This is a genomic window from Streptomyces sp. NPDC107575 (assembly GCF_055657265.1).
The window spans coordinates 198,576-212,710 of sequence record NZ_JBVKBG010000005.1; the positions used below are offsets into that span (position 1 = coordinate 198,576).

Consider the following 14,135-nt stretch of genomic DNA (forward strand, 5'->3'; position numbering starts at 1 on the left):
GACACGTGAGCACACCGGTGGACGCCGAACAGGCATGGAGAGACCTGCAGCGCATCCGCGTGCCGCAGGAGCGGGTGTACGACGAGGTGGAGCGGTCGGCGGCGGCCGGCTCGGGCAGCCCCTGGGGCACGGCCGTGATCATGTGGCTGTTCCTGGCCGGCCTGGGCCTCGAGCTGCCCGGGTGGGGCGTGGGCCTGGTCATGGCGGCGTACGTCGTGGTGCTGGGCGGGCTCGCCGTGCGCCATCAGCGGCGCAGCCGGGTGCGTCTGCACCACACCCGCTGCACATCCCGGATGTTCGCCACGTTCGTGGCGGGCGCGGTGGTGACCGGTGCGACGGTCCTGGTCTCCGGACGCCTGGTCGACTCGCTGGAGCCGCTGACCGGCAGCCTGATCCAGGCCACGGTGTCGGCGGCGGTGTTCGTGCTGTTCGTGGGGCCGACGAGCCGCTGGGCCGCCAGGTCCGCGCGGGTTCACGAGGCGCGGGCGACGGACATGGGGGCGGGCCGATGAGCGTTCCCGCGGGCTTCGACGAGCTGATCCATCCCGCCACCCGCCTTTCGGTGGTGTCCCTGCTCGCCGCGACGGAGTGGGCGGAGTTCTCCTTCGTCCGCGACAGCCTCTCGCTCAGCGACTCCGCGCTCTCCAAGCAGCTGCACACCCTTGAGGAGGCGGGTTACCTGGAGCTCCGCAAGGAGGGCGGTGGCCGCAACCGGCGCACCCGCGTGCGGCTGACCGACCGCGGGCGGACGGCCTTCGAGGGACATGTCTCGGCCCTGCGGGCGATCGTCGAGGGCGCCGGTTCGGCGGTCACCATGTCCACGGGGGCGGAGCGATGACCGCGGAGCACACACCAGGACACACCGTCGTCCGCGCCCGCGACATCACGATGACGTACGGCGACATCGACGTCCTGCACGGCGTGGACCTGGACATCCGGCGCGGCGAGGTCTTCGCGCTGCTCGGCCCCAACGGGGCGGGGAAGACGACCACGGTCGAGGTCCTGGAGGGCTTCCGGCGCCGTTCCGCGGGGGACGTGAGCGTGCTCGGCACGGACCCGGAGCACGGCGACGACGCGTGGCGGGCCCGCATCGGGCTCGTCCTGCAGTCGTGGCGCGACCACGGCCGCTGGCGGGTCGGCGAGCTGCTGCGGCACTTCGCCACGTACTACCCGGACCCGCGCGACCCGGCCGAGCTGCTGGCCCTGGTCGGCCTCACCGAGCAGGCAGACCGTCAGGTGTCCCGGCTGTCCGGCGGCCAGCGTCGGCGCCTCGACGTGGCGCTCGGCATCGTCGGCCGGCCCGAACTCCTCTTCCTGGACGAACCGACGACCGGTTTCGACCCTGAAGCGCGATACGAGTTCCATGCCCTGGTCGAGCGTCTGGCCCGCGACGAGGGGGTCACCGTCCTGCTGACCACGCACGATCTCGCGGAGGCCGAGCGGCTGGCCGACCGGATCGCCATGCTGGTCGGCGGCCGGATCCGGGCCTGCGGCACACCCGCGGAACTGGCCCGGCGGGCGGCCGCACGCGCCGAGGTCCGCTGGACGTCCGACGACGGCACACCACGCCGCGAGCGCACGGCGGATCCCTCGCAGCTCGTCTGGGACCTGCACCGGCACGCGTCGGGACCGATCGCCGATCTGGAGGTCCGGCGGCCGACGCTCGAGGACACGTATCTGCACATGGTGAACCTGGCGGCCGACGGCACGGACATCGGCGCGGAGCCGGACGGGGACGAGGAGGCACGGGCCGCATGAGAACAACATCACCCAAGAGGTCTCCCCTGGCGACCAGTTGGCGTGCCGGGCTCCAGCGCGGCGGTATCGAGCTGCGGCACCTGGCGCGCAACGGCAAGGAGCTGTCCGGACACGTGACCAACGTGGTCGTCGCGCTGATCGTCGCCGCCTACATCAGCAGCGACGTGCCGGGCACCGACACGCCCATGGCTCACCTGGTGGTGGCGGGATTCGCCGCGTACCTCCTCTTCCAGGTCGGTCTCGTCACGCTCCCGCAGATCCTCGTGACGGAGCGGGAAGAGGGTGCGTTGCTGCGGCTGCGGGCCACGCCCGGCGGGATTCCGGCGTACCTGGTCGCCAAGTGTCTGCTGATCGTGGCCGTTTCGGTCGCCACCCTGGCGTTGCTCCTGGCGTCCGCCGCGCTGCTGGCCGACGGTCCTGTGCCGCAGGGTCCTGGTGGCTGGCTGACGCTGGCGTGGGTCACGACGCTCGGGCTGCTGGCCGTCGTGCCGCTCGGCGCCGCCATCGGCGCGGTGCTGCCGAACCCCCGCGAGGCGCTGGCACTGATCATGCTGCCGGTGATGGGCCTCCTGATCACCTCCGGGGCGGTGTTCCCGATCACCGTGCTGCCCGTTCCCGTACAACAGGTGGCCTCGGTGTTCCCGCTCAAGTGGATGGCGCAGGGCCTGCGTTCGGCGCTGCTGCCCGATGCGGCGCGCGCCGCCGAGCCGGCCGGTTCCTGGGAGCTTCCCATGGTCGCCCTGGTCCTGACCGCCTGGGCCGTCCTCGGCTTCCTCCTCGCGATCCCCCTGCTGCGCCGCGCCGCCCGCCGCGAATCGGGCTCCCGGCTGTCGGAGCGGCATCGCAGGGCGGCTCTCCAGAGTTAGGACCTGCCGCGGCGGGGCTAGGGTGGCGGCCATGGAGACCGGAAAGCCGAGCAGGACCGCCACCGCCGTCGCGCGGGCCAGGGCGCAGCATCAGATGGTCGACGAGCCGCGGGTGTTCACCGACCCGTTCGCCGTCCGTGTCGTGGGGGAAGCGGCCCTGGGCGAGGGGGAGTTCGACGAGGGGCTCGATCCGGACTTCTTGCGCAGGCGGCGACTGTGGATCGCCGCGCGCAGCCGGTTCGCCGACGACACGGTGTCCGATGCCGTCGCCTCGGGGTGTCGGCAGGTGGTGGTCCTCGGCGCGGGGCTCGACACGTCCGCCCTGCGCAACACCCGCCCCGACGTACGGTTCTTCGAGGTCGATCACCCCGATACGCAGAGCTGGAAGCGGCACCGGCTGACCGAGGCCGGGATCGCGGTGCCGGACACCCTGACGTTCGTCCCGGTCGACTTCGAGTCCGCGACGCTCGCCGATGGGCTGGCCTCCGCGGGCTTCGACCGGGCGCGTGCGACGACGTTCGTCATGCTGGGCGTCGCGGCGTATCTGACGCTGCCCTCGCTGACCGCCACCTGGCGCTTCCTGGCCGGGCAGGGCGGCGGCGCGGTCCTGGTGATGGACTACCTCCACCCCGTGGCCGGTGCGGCGGCCGCGGCCCTGGACGAGCGATCCAAGCGCGTCGCGGCCGCCGGTGAGCCGTGGCTGTCCGCGTTCACGGCCGACGAGTTGCGTGCCGCGCTGATCGGCGCCGGTTTCTCCGCGGTCGAGGACCGGTCCGCAGCCGAGGTCCTGTCGCACTACCTGGACAGGACCGTGACGGACTCGGTGGGGTCGGGCCACCTGGTGCGTGCCACGGTGGCCTGAGGCACGGCGCCCCCGTCGCGGCAGAAGCTGAGTGTCCGGTAGAGCGTGGCGGCGCCGGCCAGTTCCGTACAGGCCCGGGACGCCGCCGTCGTGCGGTGCGGGCAGGCGGGGTCGCGGGCGTCGAGCAGGATGCCCAGCGTCGTGCCGCTGTGGCCGACCACGACGCCGAGGCCGCCCACGTCGCGGCAGATGTCCCGCATCGGCTCCAGCCACCGCTTGGGACTCACCGCCTGATTGCGGAGCGCGCTGCGGGTCGCGATGTCACCGACCGTCTCCAGGTCGCCCTGCCGCACCGCCGTGGTGAGCCGGTCGAGGAGGCTCGCGTACGCGCCCCGGTCCGCGGCCGTGAACGGTTTCGGGGCCCGGTTGAAGTCCACGGTGTCGACGACCCCGCCCTCGTCGACCCCCACCACGGTCATCCGCGGCAGCGACCCCAGCGTGGCGCGCAGCCGCACCGTACGGTGGTGATAGGCCACGATCGCGGGGTACAGCACCCCGTCGGTGGGTTCGATACGGGCCAGGTAGCGCTCGATCCGGCGCGGCGGCATCGGGAGGCCCAGCGCCCGCCCCACCGCCCGCGCCGTCGCGACGAGGTCGGCCGACGAGCTGGCCAGGCCCTTGCCCTCGGGGATCGCGCTGCGGACGGTGAGCTGCCCGCCCGCGGGGAGTCCCGCGTCCGCGCAGATCATCCGCACCAGCCGCAGCGCCTTCGTCTTGTGCGCCGGCCGGACCTGCGGCTCCGCGCGGCGCGGGTCCGGGCGGAAGACGACCCGGGTCCAGCGGGCCACCGGCAGGGTGACGAGGAAGTCGCCGTCGGCTTCGGGCAGTTGCCCCTGGAGCAGCTCCCCGAAGGTTCCGAACGCGGTCCCGGCACCCACCGCGCCCGGCAGGACGGAGAGCTGTGACCGCTCCCCTGCTTCATCGATCGACTTCACGCAGTTCCTCTCCCCTGGACTCACGGACGTCACACTATCGCAATTGACAATCGTTTTCGTTTAATGCTTCTCTCTCCCCTGTCGAAGCAGAGCCAGGGGAAGGGTTCACTGTGGACGAACACATAGCGGAAGCGGTCAAGGAGCCCCATCTCATAGGGCTGGAGCGGGACTTCACGTGTCTGCGCTTCGAGTCCATGAAGATCTACTCGGCGCTCGGCGCGGTGCGCCACCTCCTCGAGCAGGGGAGGATCGAGCCGGGCGACACACTCATCGACAGCTCCAGCGGCATCTACGCCCATGCGCTGGCCCTCGCGTGTCACCGCTACGGGCTGAAGTGTCACATCGTCGGCTCGACGACCGTGGACCGCACGCTGCGCGTCCAGTTGGAGATCCTGGGCGCGACCCTCGAACAGGTACGGCCCTCGCAGAACCTCCGCCTCGACCAGGAGCTGCGCGTGCGCCGCGTCGGGGAGATCCTCGACGCCAACCCCTCGTTCCACTGGATGCGCCAGTACCACGACGAGATCCACTACTACGGCTACCGCGACGTGGCCACCAGGCTCGACAAGGAACTGCCCGCCGGTCCCGTGGCGTTGACCGGCGGTGTCGGATCCGGCGCGTCCACCGGCGCCCTGGCCACCTACCTGCGGGAAGCGGGGCGCGAGGTACACCTGGTCGGCGTGCAGCCCTTCGGCAGTGTCACGTTCGGCTCGGAGCATGTCTCGGACCCTGACATGATCATCGCCGGGATCGGCAGCGCCATCGAGTTCCGCAACGTCCGGCACGCGCTCTACGACCGCGTCCACTGGATCGACTTCGACTCCGCCCTGTCCGGCGCGGTCGACCTGCTGCGGACGAGCGGCATCTTCGCCGGGCTCTCCGCGGGCGCCGCGTACCTGGCCGCCCGCTGGGAGCGCGAACGGCAGGTCGGGGCGGCCAGTCACGTCTTCATCGCCGCCGACACCGGTCACCGGTACGTCGAGGGCGCCTACGCCGAGCACCGCCGGGCCCGCCCGTTGAGTGAGCTCGCGCCCCGCGAGATCGGCTCGCTCGACGAGCTGAGCCTGCCGTGGTCGGCGATGTCCTGGCCCCGGGTTCCGGCGCCTGCCGACCTGCGCGGCGCGGGCTCCGCGGCCGCCTGACACATCTGCCGCTGAACCACCCACCGAACACCCACCAGAACCCATCAGAGAGAACCGACATGTCTCACCAGGCGCCGCACACGGTGGCCGAACTGACCGATGCCGTACTGGCCGGAGCCATGGGCCCCGACCCCGACGGCACGAACGTCACCAGCGCCTTCTGGCTCTACCACACGACCCGCCTCGCCGGCGGGCCCGTGACGTACCACAACCACTACCTGCTGCTACGGGCCGGCGCCGCCTTCGGCGCGTGCTCCTTCGAAGCGGGCGAACTGACGCCGGACTTCTGCGAGAACGCCTCCGGTCACTCCCTCGGCACCCTGCTCCGCAGCGAGTCCACACCGGTGCGGATCGCCGCGCTCGACGCGTATCTCGCGGTGACCGCGCCGCACCGGGAGGCGAAGGCCGAGACCGTCGTGCTGCCCGCGGGGACGCCCGAGGTCAGGGCGCAGGCGCGCGACGCGGCCATCGCCGGGCTCCTCGACATCGAACCGGGCGCGAAGGTGGCGCTGATCGGGGTCGTCAATCCCCTGGTCGCGGCGATCCGCGAGCGCGGCGGCGAGTGTCTGCCCTGTGACCTCAACCTGCAGACCACGCAGTGGGGCGACCCCGTCACCGACGACATGACCGAGGTCCTGGAGAAGGCCGACGCGGTGGTCGCCACCGGCATGACGCTCAGCAACGGCACCTTCGACCTCATCCTCGGGCACTGCCGCGACCAGGGGGTCCCGCTGGTGATGTACGCGCAGAGCGGGAGCGCCGTGGCCCGTGCGTTCCTGGGCTCGGGGGTCACCGCGCTGAACGCGGAGCCGTTCACGTTCTCACAGTTCAGCGCGGACGAGACGCCGATGTACCGGTACCGCGCCGGGGCCGCCACGTGAGCGCCGACACCTCCAACTCCGTCGCGGCGCACGACCGCTCGCCCAACGATCCGATCCCCGGCGACCTGGCCATGACGCGGGCGCTGTGGCCGCTGCTGCTCGCCTCCGCGGTCGGCCTGCTGCCCTTCACCGTCTTCAGTACGTACCTGGTGCCCATCGCCGACGGGGCCGGCCGGGACGTCGCCACCGTGGGCGGGCTGCGCGGGCTCGGCGGTGTCGCCGCGCTCGCCGTGGGCATGGCCCTGGCCCCGCTGATCGACCGGGTGCCCAGGGCCCGGGCCGCGGCCGCGGGGCTCGCCCTGCTCGGCGTCGCCGCGGCGCTCGGCGCGAGCGGGGACTTCCTCCTGGTGGCCGCCTTCTGTCTGCTGACCGGGGCCGCCACCGCCGTCCTCAACCCGGCGCTCGCCGCTGCCGCCGCCGACCGGTTCGGCGACGGCAGGGCGGCGGGTCGGGCCGCCACGCTCGTCTCCGCCACCACATCGATGACGGCCATGCTGGCCGCCCCGCTCATCGCGCTGCCCGCGATGCTGTGGGGCTGGCAGGGCGACCTCGTCGCGGTCGCCTGCCTCTCCGTGCTGCTCGCCGGCGCGCTGCTGGTCCGCGGCCGGGCCGACGGTTCGGCGCGGACCACGCAGGACACCGAGGAGCGACGGCCCGGCTACTTCGCCTCGTTCAGGTTGCTGGCCGCCGTGCCCGGCGCGGTGCCCCTGCTGCTGGTGTCGGTGCTGCGCACCTCCGTGTTCATGGGCTATCTCGCCTACTTGGCGGCGTACTACGACGACCGGTTCGACCTGCACCCCGAGGTCTTCTCCCTGGTGTGGACGCTGAGCGGTGCCTCGTTCTTCGTGAGCAATCTGCTCACCGGGCGGGTCACCAACGCGGAGAACTCCCGTGTGGCGACCGAGCGGCTCCTGGCTCTCGGTGTGGCGGTCGCGCTGGTCAGCGCCGTCGGGTTCTGGTTCACGCACTGGCTGCCGCTCGCCCTGGCGCTCACGTCGCTGCACGCCGCCGCGCACGCGGTGGTGGCGGCCTGCGCCGTCAGCCTGCTGGTGCGGCGCTGCGGTCCGCTGCGCGGCACCGCGCTCAGCCTCAACTCCGCGGGGCAGAGCCTCGGTGTGTTCGCCGGTGCCGCCCTCGGCGGGGCCGGGCTCGCGGTGGCCGGGTATCCGGGGATCGCCGCCGCGTTCGGGGCGCTGCTCGCCGTCGCGCTCGGCGCGGCGTGGCTCGTGCTGCGGCGCGGTCCCGTCAAGGACGAGGCGTGATGCGTCGACTCGAGTCCCGTAGCGGACTGTTGCTCGTCTGCGTCGCCCTGTTCGGGGTGCTCGTCGTGTCCGTCGTCGTCGCCATCGGGCTCGGCCCGGCGACGGTGACGCCCGGCGAGACCGGGCGCTATCTGTGGGCCGCGCTGAGCGGCGGGCGGATCGTGGCCGCGGAGGAGAGCACGTACCAGATCGTCTGGCAGATCCGCACCCCGCGCGTGCTGCTGGCCGCGCTCGTCGGGGCCGGTCTGAGCGCCGTCGGTGTGGCCATTCAGGCGCTGGTGCGCAACGCGCTCGCCGACCCGTTCGTCCTGGGGGTCTCCTCGGGGGCCTCCGTGGGCGCGGTCGCCGTCAAGGTCAGCGGCGCGCTCGCCGCGCTCGGTATCTACGCGATGTCGGCGGGGGCCTTCCTCGGCGCCGTGGCCGCGTCGGTCCTGGTGTACGCCGCCGCGTCACGGCGGGGCGTGCTGTCGCCGCTGCGGCTCGTGCTGACCGGTGTCGCGATGGCGCTCGGTTTCCAGGCGGTGATGAGCGTCATCGTCTATCTGGCGCCGGACAGCGAGGCCACGTCGACGGTCCTGTACTGGACGATGGGCAGCTTCGGCGCCGCGACGTGGGGTGTGCTGCCGGTCGTCGCGGCGGCCGTCCTGCTGGGCGCCCTCGTCCTGCACCGCAGCAGCCGCACCCTCGATGTGCTCGCGCTCGGCGACGAGACCGCCGGGAGCCTCGGCATCGGCCCGGACCGGCACCGCAAGGCGCTGCTGCTCCTGGTGTCCCTGGTGACCGGCGTGCTGGTGGCGGTCAGCGGTGCCATCAGCTTCGTGGGTCTGGTCATGCCGCATCTCGTGCGGATGGCCGTGGGTGCCTCCCACCGGCTCGTGCTCGCGGTGGCCCCGCTCGCCGGAGCGGTGTTCATGGTCTGGGTCGACCTGGCGTCGCGCACGCTGGTCGCCCCGCGCGAGCTGCCGCTCGGTGTCATCACCGCGCTCATCGGAGTGCCCGTCTTCATCACGCTGATGCGCCGCAAGTCCTATATGTTCGGAGGGCGTTGAGATGGATCTGGAGCTCGACGGCCTGACCGTCGTCACCGACGGCGCCACCCTGGTGCGCGAGCTGTCCCTGCACGTCCCGGACGGCCGGGTCGTGGGCCTGGTCGGTCCGAACGGCAGCGGCAAGTCCACCGCCCTGCGCTGTGTGTACCGCGCGTTGCGGCCCACCGCGGGCACGGTCCGTGTCGGCGGCGACGACCTGAGCCGGCTCACCATGCGGGCCGGCGCCCGTGCCGTCGCCGCGCTCACCCAGGACGGCACCGTCGACCTCGACTTCACCGTCTCCGAGGTCGTCGCCCTGGGCCGCACCCCGCACCTGAAGGGCAATCAGCAACTCAGCTCACACGAACGCGAGTTGTGCGAGCGGACCATGGACCGGCTCGGCATCGGCCACCTCGCCCGGCGCGGCGTCCTCACCCTGTCCGGCGGGGAGCGGCAGCGCGTCCTCGTGGCCCGCGCCCTCGTCCAGGAACCGGAGATTCTCGTCCTCGACGAGCCGACGAACCATCTGGACATCCGCCACCAGGTCGAACTGCTCTCCCTGCTGCGCGACTCCGGCCTGACCGTCCTCGTCGTCCTGCACGACCTCAACCTGGCCGCGGCGGCCTGCGACCGCCTCGGCGTCCTGAGCCGGGGACGCCTGGTCACCTCCGGCACGCCCAAGGACGTGCTCACACCGGAGCTCGTCGAGGACGTCTTCGGTGTCGGCGCCAGCGTCGTGCCCCACCCGCTGACCGGCGACCCGCAGTTGCTCTACACCCTGACCCCGGCCCCAGAAGGAAGCCCCCAGCCATGCCCGTGACCCGACACACCGTCCTCGGCTGCGCCCTCGCCGCCACCGCGCTCGTCACCACCGCGTGCGGAGCCGATGTCGCCTCCGACGATCCCAAGGCGGCGCGGAAGTCCACCGTCAACCGCTGCGGGCAGAAGGTCGAGTACACCGTTCCGCAGCGTGCCGTCGCCTACGAGGCCGGCAGCGCGGACAAGCTGTTCGCGCTCGGCCTGACCGACCATGTGCACGGCTACGTGATGCCTCCGGCCAACCCGCCGGTCAGCGAGTCGCCGTGGGCCTCCGAGTACAAGAAGGTCAGGATGCTCAGCGACGACCTCCTCAACAAGGAGATCGTCGTGGACGCCAAGTCGGACTTCGTGGTCGCGGGCTGGGGCTCGGGCTTCGCCGACGACCGGGGCATCACCCCGGAGATCCTCGACAAGCTCCACATCCAGAGCTTCATGCACACCGAGAGCTGCTTCAACTATCCCAAGTACCCGCAGAGAGCGGCCCCGTTCGAGGCGCTCTACACGGACCTCGAACGGCTCGGTGAGATCTTCCACGTGGAGAAGAAGGCCGACCAGGTCGTCGCCGGTCTCAAGAAGCGCGCGGCGGCCGTCACCGAGAAGGCGCCGCGGGGCAAGGACGTGCCGGTGTTCCTCTACGACTCCGGCACCGACAAGCCGTTCACGGCGGGCAACCAGGTACCGCCCGACGAGATCATCGCCAAGGCCGGAGGGCGGAACGTCTTCGCCGGCCTCGACGAGCGCTGGACCGAGGTGAACTGGGAGTCCGTCGCCGAGGCCCGGCCTGAGGTGATCATGATCCTCGACTACGGCGACAAGCCCGCCAAGGAGAAGATCGACTTCCTGAAGCGCTCCCCGCACACGCGCGGGCTGCCCGCCGTCAAGAACGACCGGTTCTTCGTCCTCGACTACAACGAGGGCATCTCCGGGCCCCGCAACATCGACGGCCTGGAGAAGTTCGGCACGTACCTCCGCGACCTGCCGAACTGAGCCCGGCTATCCGACCTTTCGCCCGACCCCGCCGAACATCGCGACCTCCGCGAGGCCGGCGGGGTCGCCCGTCCTCGGACGCCAGCGCGTGCAGGAGACGACACCCGGCTCCAGCAGCCGGAGACCGTCGAAGAACCGGGTGATCTGCTCCGGGGTGCGCTGGTTCAGCCGTGGTGTGCCGTTCGCGTTCCAGAAGGCCACCGCCTCGTCGACGTCCGGCATGGCCGGACTGGTGATGGTGTGCGAGAGCACGAGGTGGCTGCCCACGGGGAGCGCGTCGAGGAGGCGCCGCACGAAGCCGTACGGGTCCTCCTCGTCGGCGACGAAGATGACGACGCCGAGCAGCATCAGCCCGACCGGCCGGCTCATGTCGAGGGTCTTGGCTGCCTGTTCGAGAATCTGGTCGACGTCGCGCAGGTCGGCGTCCAGATACTCGGTGCGGCCCTCCGGCGTGCTGTTCAGCAGGGCCTGGGCGTGGCGCAGGACGATCGGGTCGTTGTCGACGTAGACGACCCGGGCGTCCGGGGCGATGCGCTGGGCCACCTCATGGGTGTTGTCGACGGTGGGCAGCCCGGTGCCGATGTCGAGGAACTGGCGTATGCCCACGTCCTGGGTCAGGTGCTCGACGGCCCGGCCCAGGAACGCGCGGTCCGCACGGGCGTAGTCTGCGATGCCCGGGTGGAGTGCGCGGATCTGCTCGCCCGCGGCCTCGTCGACGGGGTAGAAGTCCTTGCCGCCCAGCCAGTAGTTCCAGATCCGGGCGGTGTGCGGCCTGCTCGTGTCGATTCGGGTACGCGGGTTGTCGGGCTGCGCGGCGTCGGTCACGAGATGTGTCTCCCAGCATGTGTTGATCACCCTGCTTGTGCCAGCGCCACCGTACGTCCACCGAGCGCCGCGGAGAACCGGTCCGTGACCTCCGCGAGGGCCTCGGCGGCCGGCTGCGCGACGGCCACCTTCCCGTTCTCGCCGACCGTGACGTCGCGGTCGAGGGTGAACCAGCCGGGGAGGATGTGGTGCGGGCCCATCGAGTTCAGGACGGGGCGCAGGGCGTAGTCGAGGGCCAGGACGTGTGCCGTGCTGCCGCCCGTGGCCAGGGGCAGCACGGTCTTTCCGGCGAGCGCGTACTGCGGCAGCAGGTCGAGGAGCGACTTCAGCAGGCCCGAGTAGGCGGCCTTGTAGACGGGGGTGCCGATGACGATGCCGTCGGCGCGCTCGAACCGGGCGATGGCGTCGACGATCGCCGGGTGGCCGAACTGGGCGCCCAGCAGGGCGTCCGCGGGCAGGGTGCGCACCTGCAGCGAGGTCACCTCGTGTCCCTGGCCGCGCAGCCGTTCGTCGAGATGCTCCAGGAGTCGCGCGGTGCGGGACGTGGCGGAGGGGCTGCCGGACACGGAAAGGATGGTGGCCATGGTGGGACCTTTCGTGAGGGGAGGAGGAGGCGAGGGACGGGCTAGCGGGCGGCGGGGTTCACCAGGCGCTCGACACGACCGTGACCGCGGGGGTCAGGTCTTCGCGGAGTGCTTCGAGGAACGTCACGATCTCCGCGGCCACCGAGCGGTGCTGCTTGTCGTTGAGCACGTCGTGGTGGGCGCCGTGGACGACGGCCAGGCGGGCCGAGGCGAACTTCTGCGCCGTCAGCGCGAGGGCTTCGCGGTCGGCGAGCGGGTCGGCGTCACCGACGAGAAGCAGCTGCGGGAGGTCCGCCGCGCTGTCGTGGGCCAGCTCCAACACCGGTTCCGGCACGGGTGTGTTCAGCGCTCCGCGGCGTACGCGGGTGTCGTCCGTGAGCACGCCCCGGTGGGTGGGGCACGACGTGCGGACGTCGAGTTCCTCGTCCCATGCCTCCGTGGCGGCGGCCGCGCGGCCCGGGAGTCCCGCGAGCACCACACCGTCGGCCCGCAGCCGGTGCGCCCGGGCCGGGTCGGCGACGAGGGCGGCGACCGCGGCGGCGCCGCTGTCCGCGCCGACCAGGACGAGCGGGGCGGCAGCCGTGCCGTCGGCCGCCTCCGCGAGCCGTTCCACGAGGGTGTCGAGGGCGGCGTCGAGGTCGTCGCCGCCCAGGTCCGGGGTGTCCACGACCCGTACACGGTAGGCGTCCGCGGCGAGCCGCCTGCCGAACCGCTCGTACACGGCGCGTGTCTCGCCGCGTCCGGGGATCACGAGGACGGTGCCGCGGGTGAGGAGGCCCTCGGGGGCGAGGTGTTCGGTGTACTGGCTGGTCATCGCAGGGCTCCCAAGGGGGCGTTGTCGGTGGTGTGCCGGTTGGCGGGGATCGGCAGGCCGAGGTGGCCGCGCAGGGTGTCGGCCTCGTACGCCGTGCGGAACAGGTCGCGCTTCTGGAGGATCGGGACGACGCCGTCGACGAAGAGGGCGAGTTCCTCCTCCGTGCGGAAGGCGAAGTTGATGCCGTCGAAGGTGCCGGCGTCGAACCACTCCTCGATCCGGTCGGCGACCGTCTCCGGCGCGCCGACGAACGGCGAGCGGCGGAACTCGGCGAGGGACTGGGCGACTTGGCGCAGGGTGAGCTTCTCGGTCCGCGCCCGCTCGATGATTTTCGTGGCCCCAGTCCTGCCGCCCTTCTCGGCGAGATGGGCCACGTCCGGGAAGGGCGCGTCGAGGTCGTGGACGCTGAAGTCGTAGGCGCCGAAGGAGCGGCCGAGCAGGGCGAGGTGGCGGTCGAAGTCGTTGTCCTCCTCGAAGATCTCGCGCTCGCGGCGGCGGGCGGCCTCGTCGGTGGCGGCGACGACCGGGCCGCCGTGGATGAAGATCTTGATGTGTTCGGGGTCGCGGCCGTGGGCGGCGGTGCGGCGCTTGATGTCGGCGTAGTACTCCTGCGCCTGCTGGAGGGAGCCGCCGGGCGCGTAGATGCCCTCGGCGACGCGGGCGGCGAGGTCGCGGCCCTCCTCGGAGACACCGGCCTGGAAGATGACGGGCTGGCCCTGCGGGGAGCGCGAGAGGTTGAGCGGGCCCGCGACCCTGAAGTGCTCGCCCACGTGGTTGAGTTCGTGCAGCTTGGCCGGGTCGAGGAACACGTTGCGCTCGACGTCGGCGGGGAACGCGTCGTCCTCGTAGGAGTCCCACAGGCCGCGGGCGACCTCGACGAACTCCAGGGCCCTGCCGTAGCGGGTGGCGTAGTCGAGGTGCTCCTCGAACCCGTAGTTGCGGGAGGTCCCGGTGTCGAAGCTGGTGACGACGTTCCAGCCGGCCCGGCCACCGCTGATGTGGTCCAGGGAGGCGAAGCGGCGGGCCAGGTTGAACGGCGAGTTGTACGTCGAGCTGGCCGTGCCCACGAGGCCGAGGTGGCGGGTGTGCGTGGCCACGGCGGAGAGCAGGGTGAGGGGTTCGAGCCGGTTGAGGTAGTGGGAGGGGTAGGTGGCGTTGATGAACTGGCTGTCGACGATGAACAGGGCGTCGAACAGGGCGTGTTCGGCCGCCTTGGCCTGCCGTATGTAGTAGTTGATGTCGATGCTGGCGTTGTCGGCGACGCGCGGGTCCTTCCACAGGCCGTGCTGGCCGGGGCCGCCGACTCCGTAGGGATGCAGCGCGAGGTGGATCTTCTTGCGGGGCATGGGTGGTTCCTTCTGTGAGGGCGGGT

The 14,135-nt window shown here is 71.9% G+C and carries 16 protein-coding genes; 11 read left to right on the forward strand and 5 right to left on the reverse strand.

Going from position 1 to position 14,135, the window contains the following annotated elements; all coding sequences use genetic code 11:
• Window positions 1–5: 5 nt before the first annotated feature.
• From ACZ7L4_RS25695 to ACZ7L4_RS25715, 5 genes are read left to right on the forward strand one after another with little or no spacing between them, the layout of a single operon-like run.
• A complete protein-coding gene (locus tag ACZ7L4_RS25695; RefSeq protein WP_472106004.1) occupies window positions 6–512 on the forward strand; it encodes a hypothetical protein in 507 nt (168 codons plus the stop codon).
• Window positions 509–838, forward strand: coding sequence for a transcriptional regulator (locus tag ACZ7L4_RS25700; RefSeq protein WP_472106006.1), 330 nt, complete (start codon window positions 509–511; stop codon window positions 836–838). The genes ACZ7L4_RS25695 and ACZ7L4_RS25700 overlap by 4 nt, the downstream gene beginning before the upstream one ends.
• Complete coding sequence (locus ACZ7L4_RS25705; protein WP_472106008.1) at window positions 835–1,758, forward strand: ABC transporter ATP-binding protein; 924 nt, start codon at window positions 835–837, stop codon at window positions 1,756–1,758. Before ACZ7L4_RS25700 ends, ACZ7L4_RS25705 begins: the two co-directional genes overlap by 4 nt.
• Window positions 1,755–2,624, forward strand: coding sequence for an ABC transporter permease (locus tag ACZ7L4_RS25710; protein ID WP_472106010.1), 870 nt, complete (start codon window positions 1,755–1,757; stop codon window positions 2,622–2,624). Before ACZ7L4_RS25705 ends, ACZ7L4_RS25710 begins: the two co-directional genes overlap by 4 nt.
• 31 nt (window positions 2,625–2,655) lie before the next feature.
• A complete protein-coding gene (locus ACZ7L4_RS25715; RefSeq protein ID WP_472106012.1) occupies window positions 2,656–3,486 on the forward strand; it encodes a class I SAM-dependent methyltransferase in 831 nt (276 codons plus the stop codon).
• Here ACZ7L4_RS25715 and ACZ7L4_RS25720 read toward each other — a convergent pair.
• A complete protein-coding gene (locus ACZ7L4_RS25720; RefSeq protein ID WP_472107341.1) occupies window positions 3,420–4,412 on the reverse strand; it encodes a GHMP family kinase ATP-binding protein in 993 nt (330 codons plus the stop codon). The genes ACZ7L4_RS25715 and ACZ7L4_RS25720 overlap by 67 nt on opposite strands.
• A 119-nt stretch (window positions 4,413–4,531) precedes the next feature.
• Between ACZ7L4_RS25720 and ACZ7L4_RS25725 the strand changes: the two genes are divergently transcribed.
• The 6 genes from ACZ7L4_RS25725 to ACZ7L4_RS25750 are packed head-to-tail and all read left to right on the forward strand — an operon-like array spanning window position 4,532 to window position 10,540.
• Window positions 4,532–5,563, forward strand: coding sequence for a pyridoxal-phosphate dependent enzyme (locus ACZ7L4_RS25725; protein ID WP_472106014.1), 1,032 nt, complete (start codon window positions 4,532–4,534; stop codon window positions 5,561–5,563).
• 59 nt (window positions 5,564–5,622) lie between these two features.
• Window positions 5,623–6,444, forward strand: a complete 822-nt coding sequence (locus ACZ7L4_RS25730) for a Rossmann-like domain-containing protein (RefSeq protein ID WP_472106016.1) — start codon at window positions 5,623–5,625, stop codon at window positions 6,442–6,444.
• Entirely contained in the window at window positions 6,441–7,706 is a 1,266-nt protein-coding gene (locus ACZ7L4_RS25735) for an MFS transporter (RefSeq protein ID WP_472106018.1), read from the forward strand. The genes ACZ7L4_RS25730 and ACZ7L4_RS25735 overlap by 4 nt, the downstream gene beginning before the upstream one ends.
• Window positions 7,706–8,755, forward strand: coding sequence for a FecCD family ABC transporter permease (locus tag ACZ7L4_RS25740; protein WP_472106020.1), 1,050 nt, complete (start codon window positions 7,706–7,708; stop codon window positions 8,753–8,755). The genes ACZ7L4_RS25735 and ACZ7L4_RS25740 overlap by 1 nt, the downstream gene beginning before the upstream one ends.
• 1 nt (window position 8,756) lies before the next feature.
• Entirely contained in the window at window positions 8,757–9,554 is a 798-nt protein-coding gene (locus ACZ7L4_RS25745) for an ABC transporter ATP-binding protein (RefSeq protein WP_472106022.1), read from the forward strand.
• Complete coding sequence (locus tag ACZ7L4_RS25750; RefSeq protein WP_472106024.1) at window positions 9,545–10,540, forward strand: ABC transporter substrate-binding protein; 996 nt, start codon at window positions 9,545–9,547, stop codon at window positions 10,538–10,540. The genes ACZ7L4_RS25745 and ACZ7L4_RS25750 overlap by 10 nt, the downstream gene beginning before the upstream one ends.
• A 6-nt stretch (window positions 10,541–10,546) precedes the next feature.
• Here ACZ7L4_RS25750 and ACZ7L4_RS25755 read toward each other — a convergent pair whose 3' ends face one another.
• Genes ACZ7L4_RS25755 through ACZ7L4_RS25770 form a run of 4 tightly spaced genes read right to left on the reverse strand, consistent with a single transcriptional unit; the run spans window position 10,547 to window position 14,109 of the window.
• A complete protein-coding gene (locus ACZ7L4_RS25755; protein WP_472106026.1) occupies window positions 10,547–11,365 on the reverse strand; it encodes an SAM-dependent methyltransferase in 819 nt (272 codons plus the stop codon).
• Window positions 11,366–11,391: 26 nt separating this feature from the next.
• Complete coding sequence (gene ssuE, locus ACZ7L4_RS25760; RefSeq protein WP_472106028.1) at window positions 11,392–11,949, reverse strand: NADPH-dependent FMN reductase; 558 nt, start codon at window positions 11,947–11,949, stop codon at window positions 11,392–11,394.
• A 58-nt stretch (window positions 11,950–12,007) separates the two neighbouring features.
• Window positions 12,008–12,763 carry an alpha/beta hydrolase gene (locus ACZ7L4_RS25765; protein WP_472106029.1) on the reverse strand — a complete coding sequence of 252 codons (756 nt, stop codon included), beginning with the start codon at window positions 12,761–12,763 and terminating at the stop codon, window positions 12,008–12,010.
• Window positions 12,760–14,109 (reverse strand): NtaA/DmoA family FMN-dependent monooxygenase, encoded by a 1,350-nt coding sequence (locus ACZ7L4_RS25770; RefSeq protein ID WP_472106031.1) that lies wholly within the window; start codon window positions 14,107–14,109, stop codon window positions 12,760–12,762. Before ACZ7L4_RS25770 ends, ACZ7L4_RS25765 begins: the two co-directional genes overlap by 4 nt.
• Window positions 14,110–14,135 lie beyond the last annotated feature (26 nt).

What these genes read in the sequence shown, in the direction of transcription:
- ssuE (WP_472106028.1), bottom strand. Translation starts at nt 11,949, where the DNA reads ATGGCCACCATCCTTTCCGTGTCCGGCAGCCCCTCCGCCACGTCCCGC.
- ACZ7L4_RS25705 (WP_472106008.1), top strand. Translation starts at nt 835, where the DNA reads ATGACCGCGGAGCACACACCAGGACACACCGTCGTCCGCGCCCGCGAC.
- ACZ7L4_RS25745 (WP_472106022.1), top strand. Translation starts at nt 8,757, where the DNA reads ATGGATCTGGAGCTCGACGGCCTGACCGTCGTCACCGACGGCGCCACC.
- ACZ7L4_RS25740 (WP_472106020.1), top strand. Translation starts at nt 7,706, where the DNA reads ATGCGTCGACTCGAGTCCCGTAGCGGACTGTTGCTCGTCTGCGTCGCC.
- ACZ7L4_RS25770 (WP_472106031.1), bottom strand. Translation starts at nt 14,109, where the DNA reads ATGCCCCGCAAGAAGATCCACCTCGCGCTGCATCCCTACGGAGTCGGC.
- ACZ7L4_RS25730 (WP_472106016.1), top strand. Translation starts at nt 5,623, where the DNA reads ATGTCTCACCAGGCGCCGCACACGGTGGCCGAACTGACCGATGCCGTA.
- ACZ7L4_RS25750 (WP_472106024.1), top strand. Translation starts at nt 9,545, where the DNA reads ATGCCCGTGACCCGACACACCGTCCTCGGCTGCGCCCTCGCCGCCACC.
- ACZ7L4_RS25700 (WP_472106006.1), top strand. Translation starts at nt 509, where the DNA reads ATGAGCGTTCCCGCGGGCTTCGACGAGCTGATCCATCCCGCCACCCGC.
- ACZ7L4_RS25715 (WP_472106012.1), top strand. Translation starts at nt 2,656, where the DNA reads ATGGAGACCGGAAAGCCGAGCAGGACCGCCACCGCCGTCGCGCGGGCC.
- ACZ7L4_RS25765 (WP_472106029.1), bottom strand. Translation starts at nt 12,763, where the DNA reads ATGACCAGCCAGTACACCGAACACCTCGCCCCCGAGGGCCTCCTCACC.
- ACZ7L4_RS25710 (WP_472106010.1), top strand. Translation starts at nt 1,755, where the DNA reads ATGAGAACAACATCACCCAAGAGGTCTCCCCTGGCGACCAGTTGGCGT.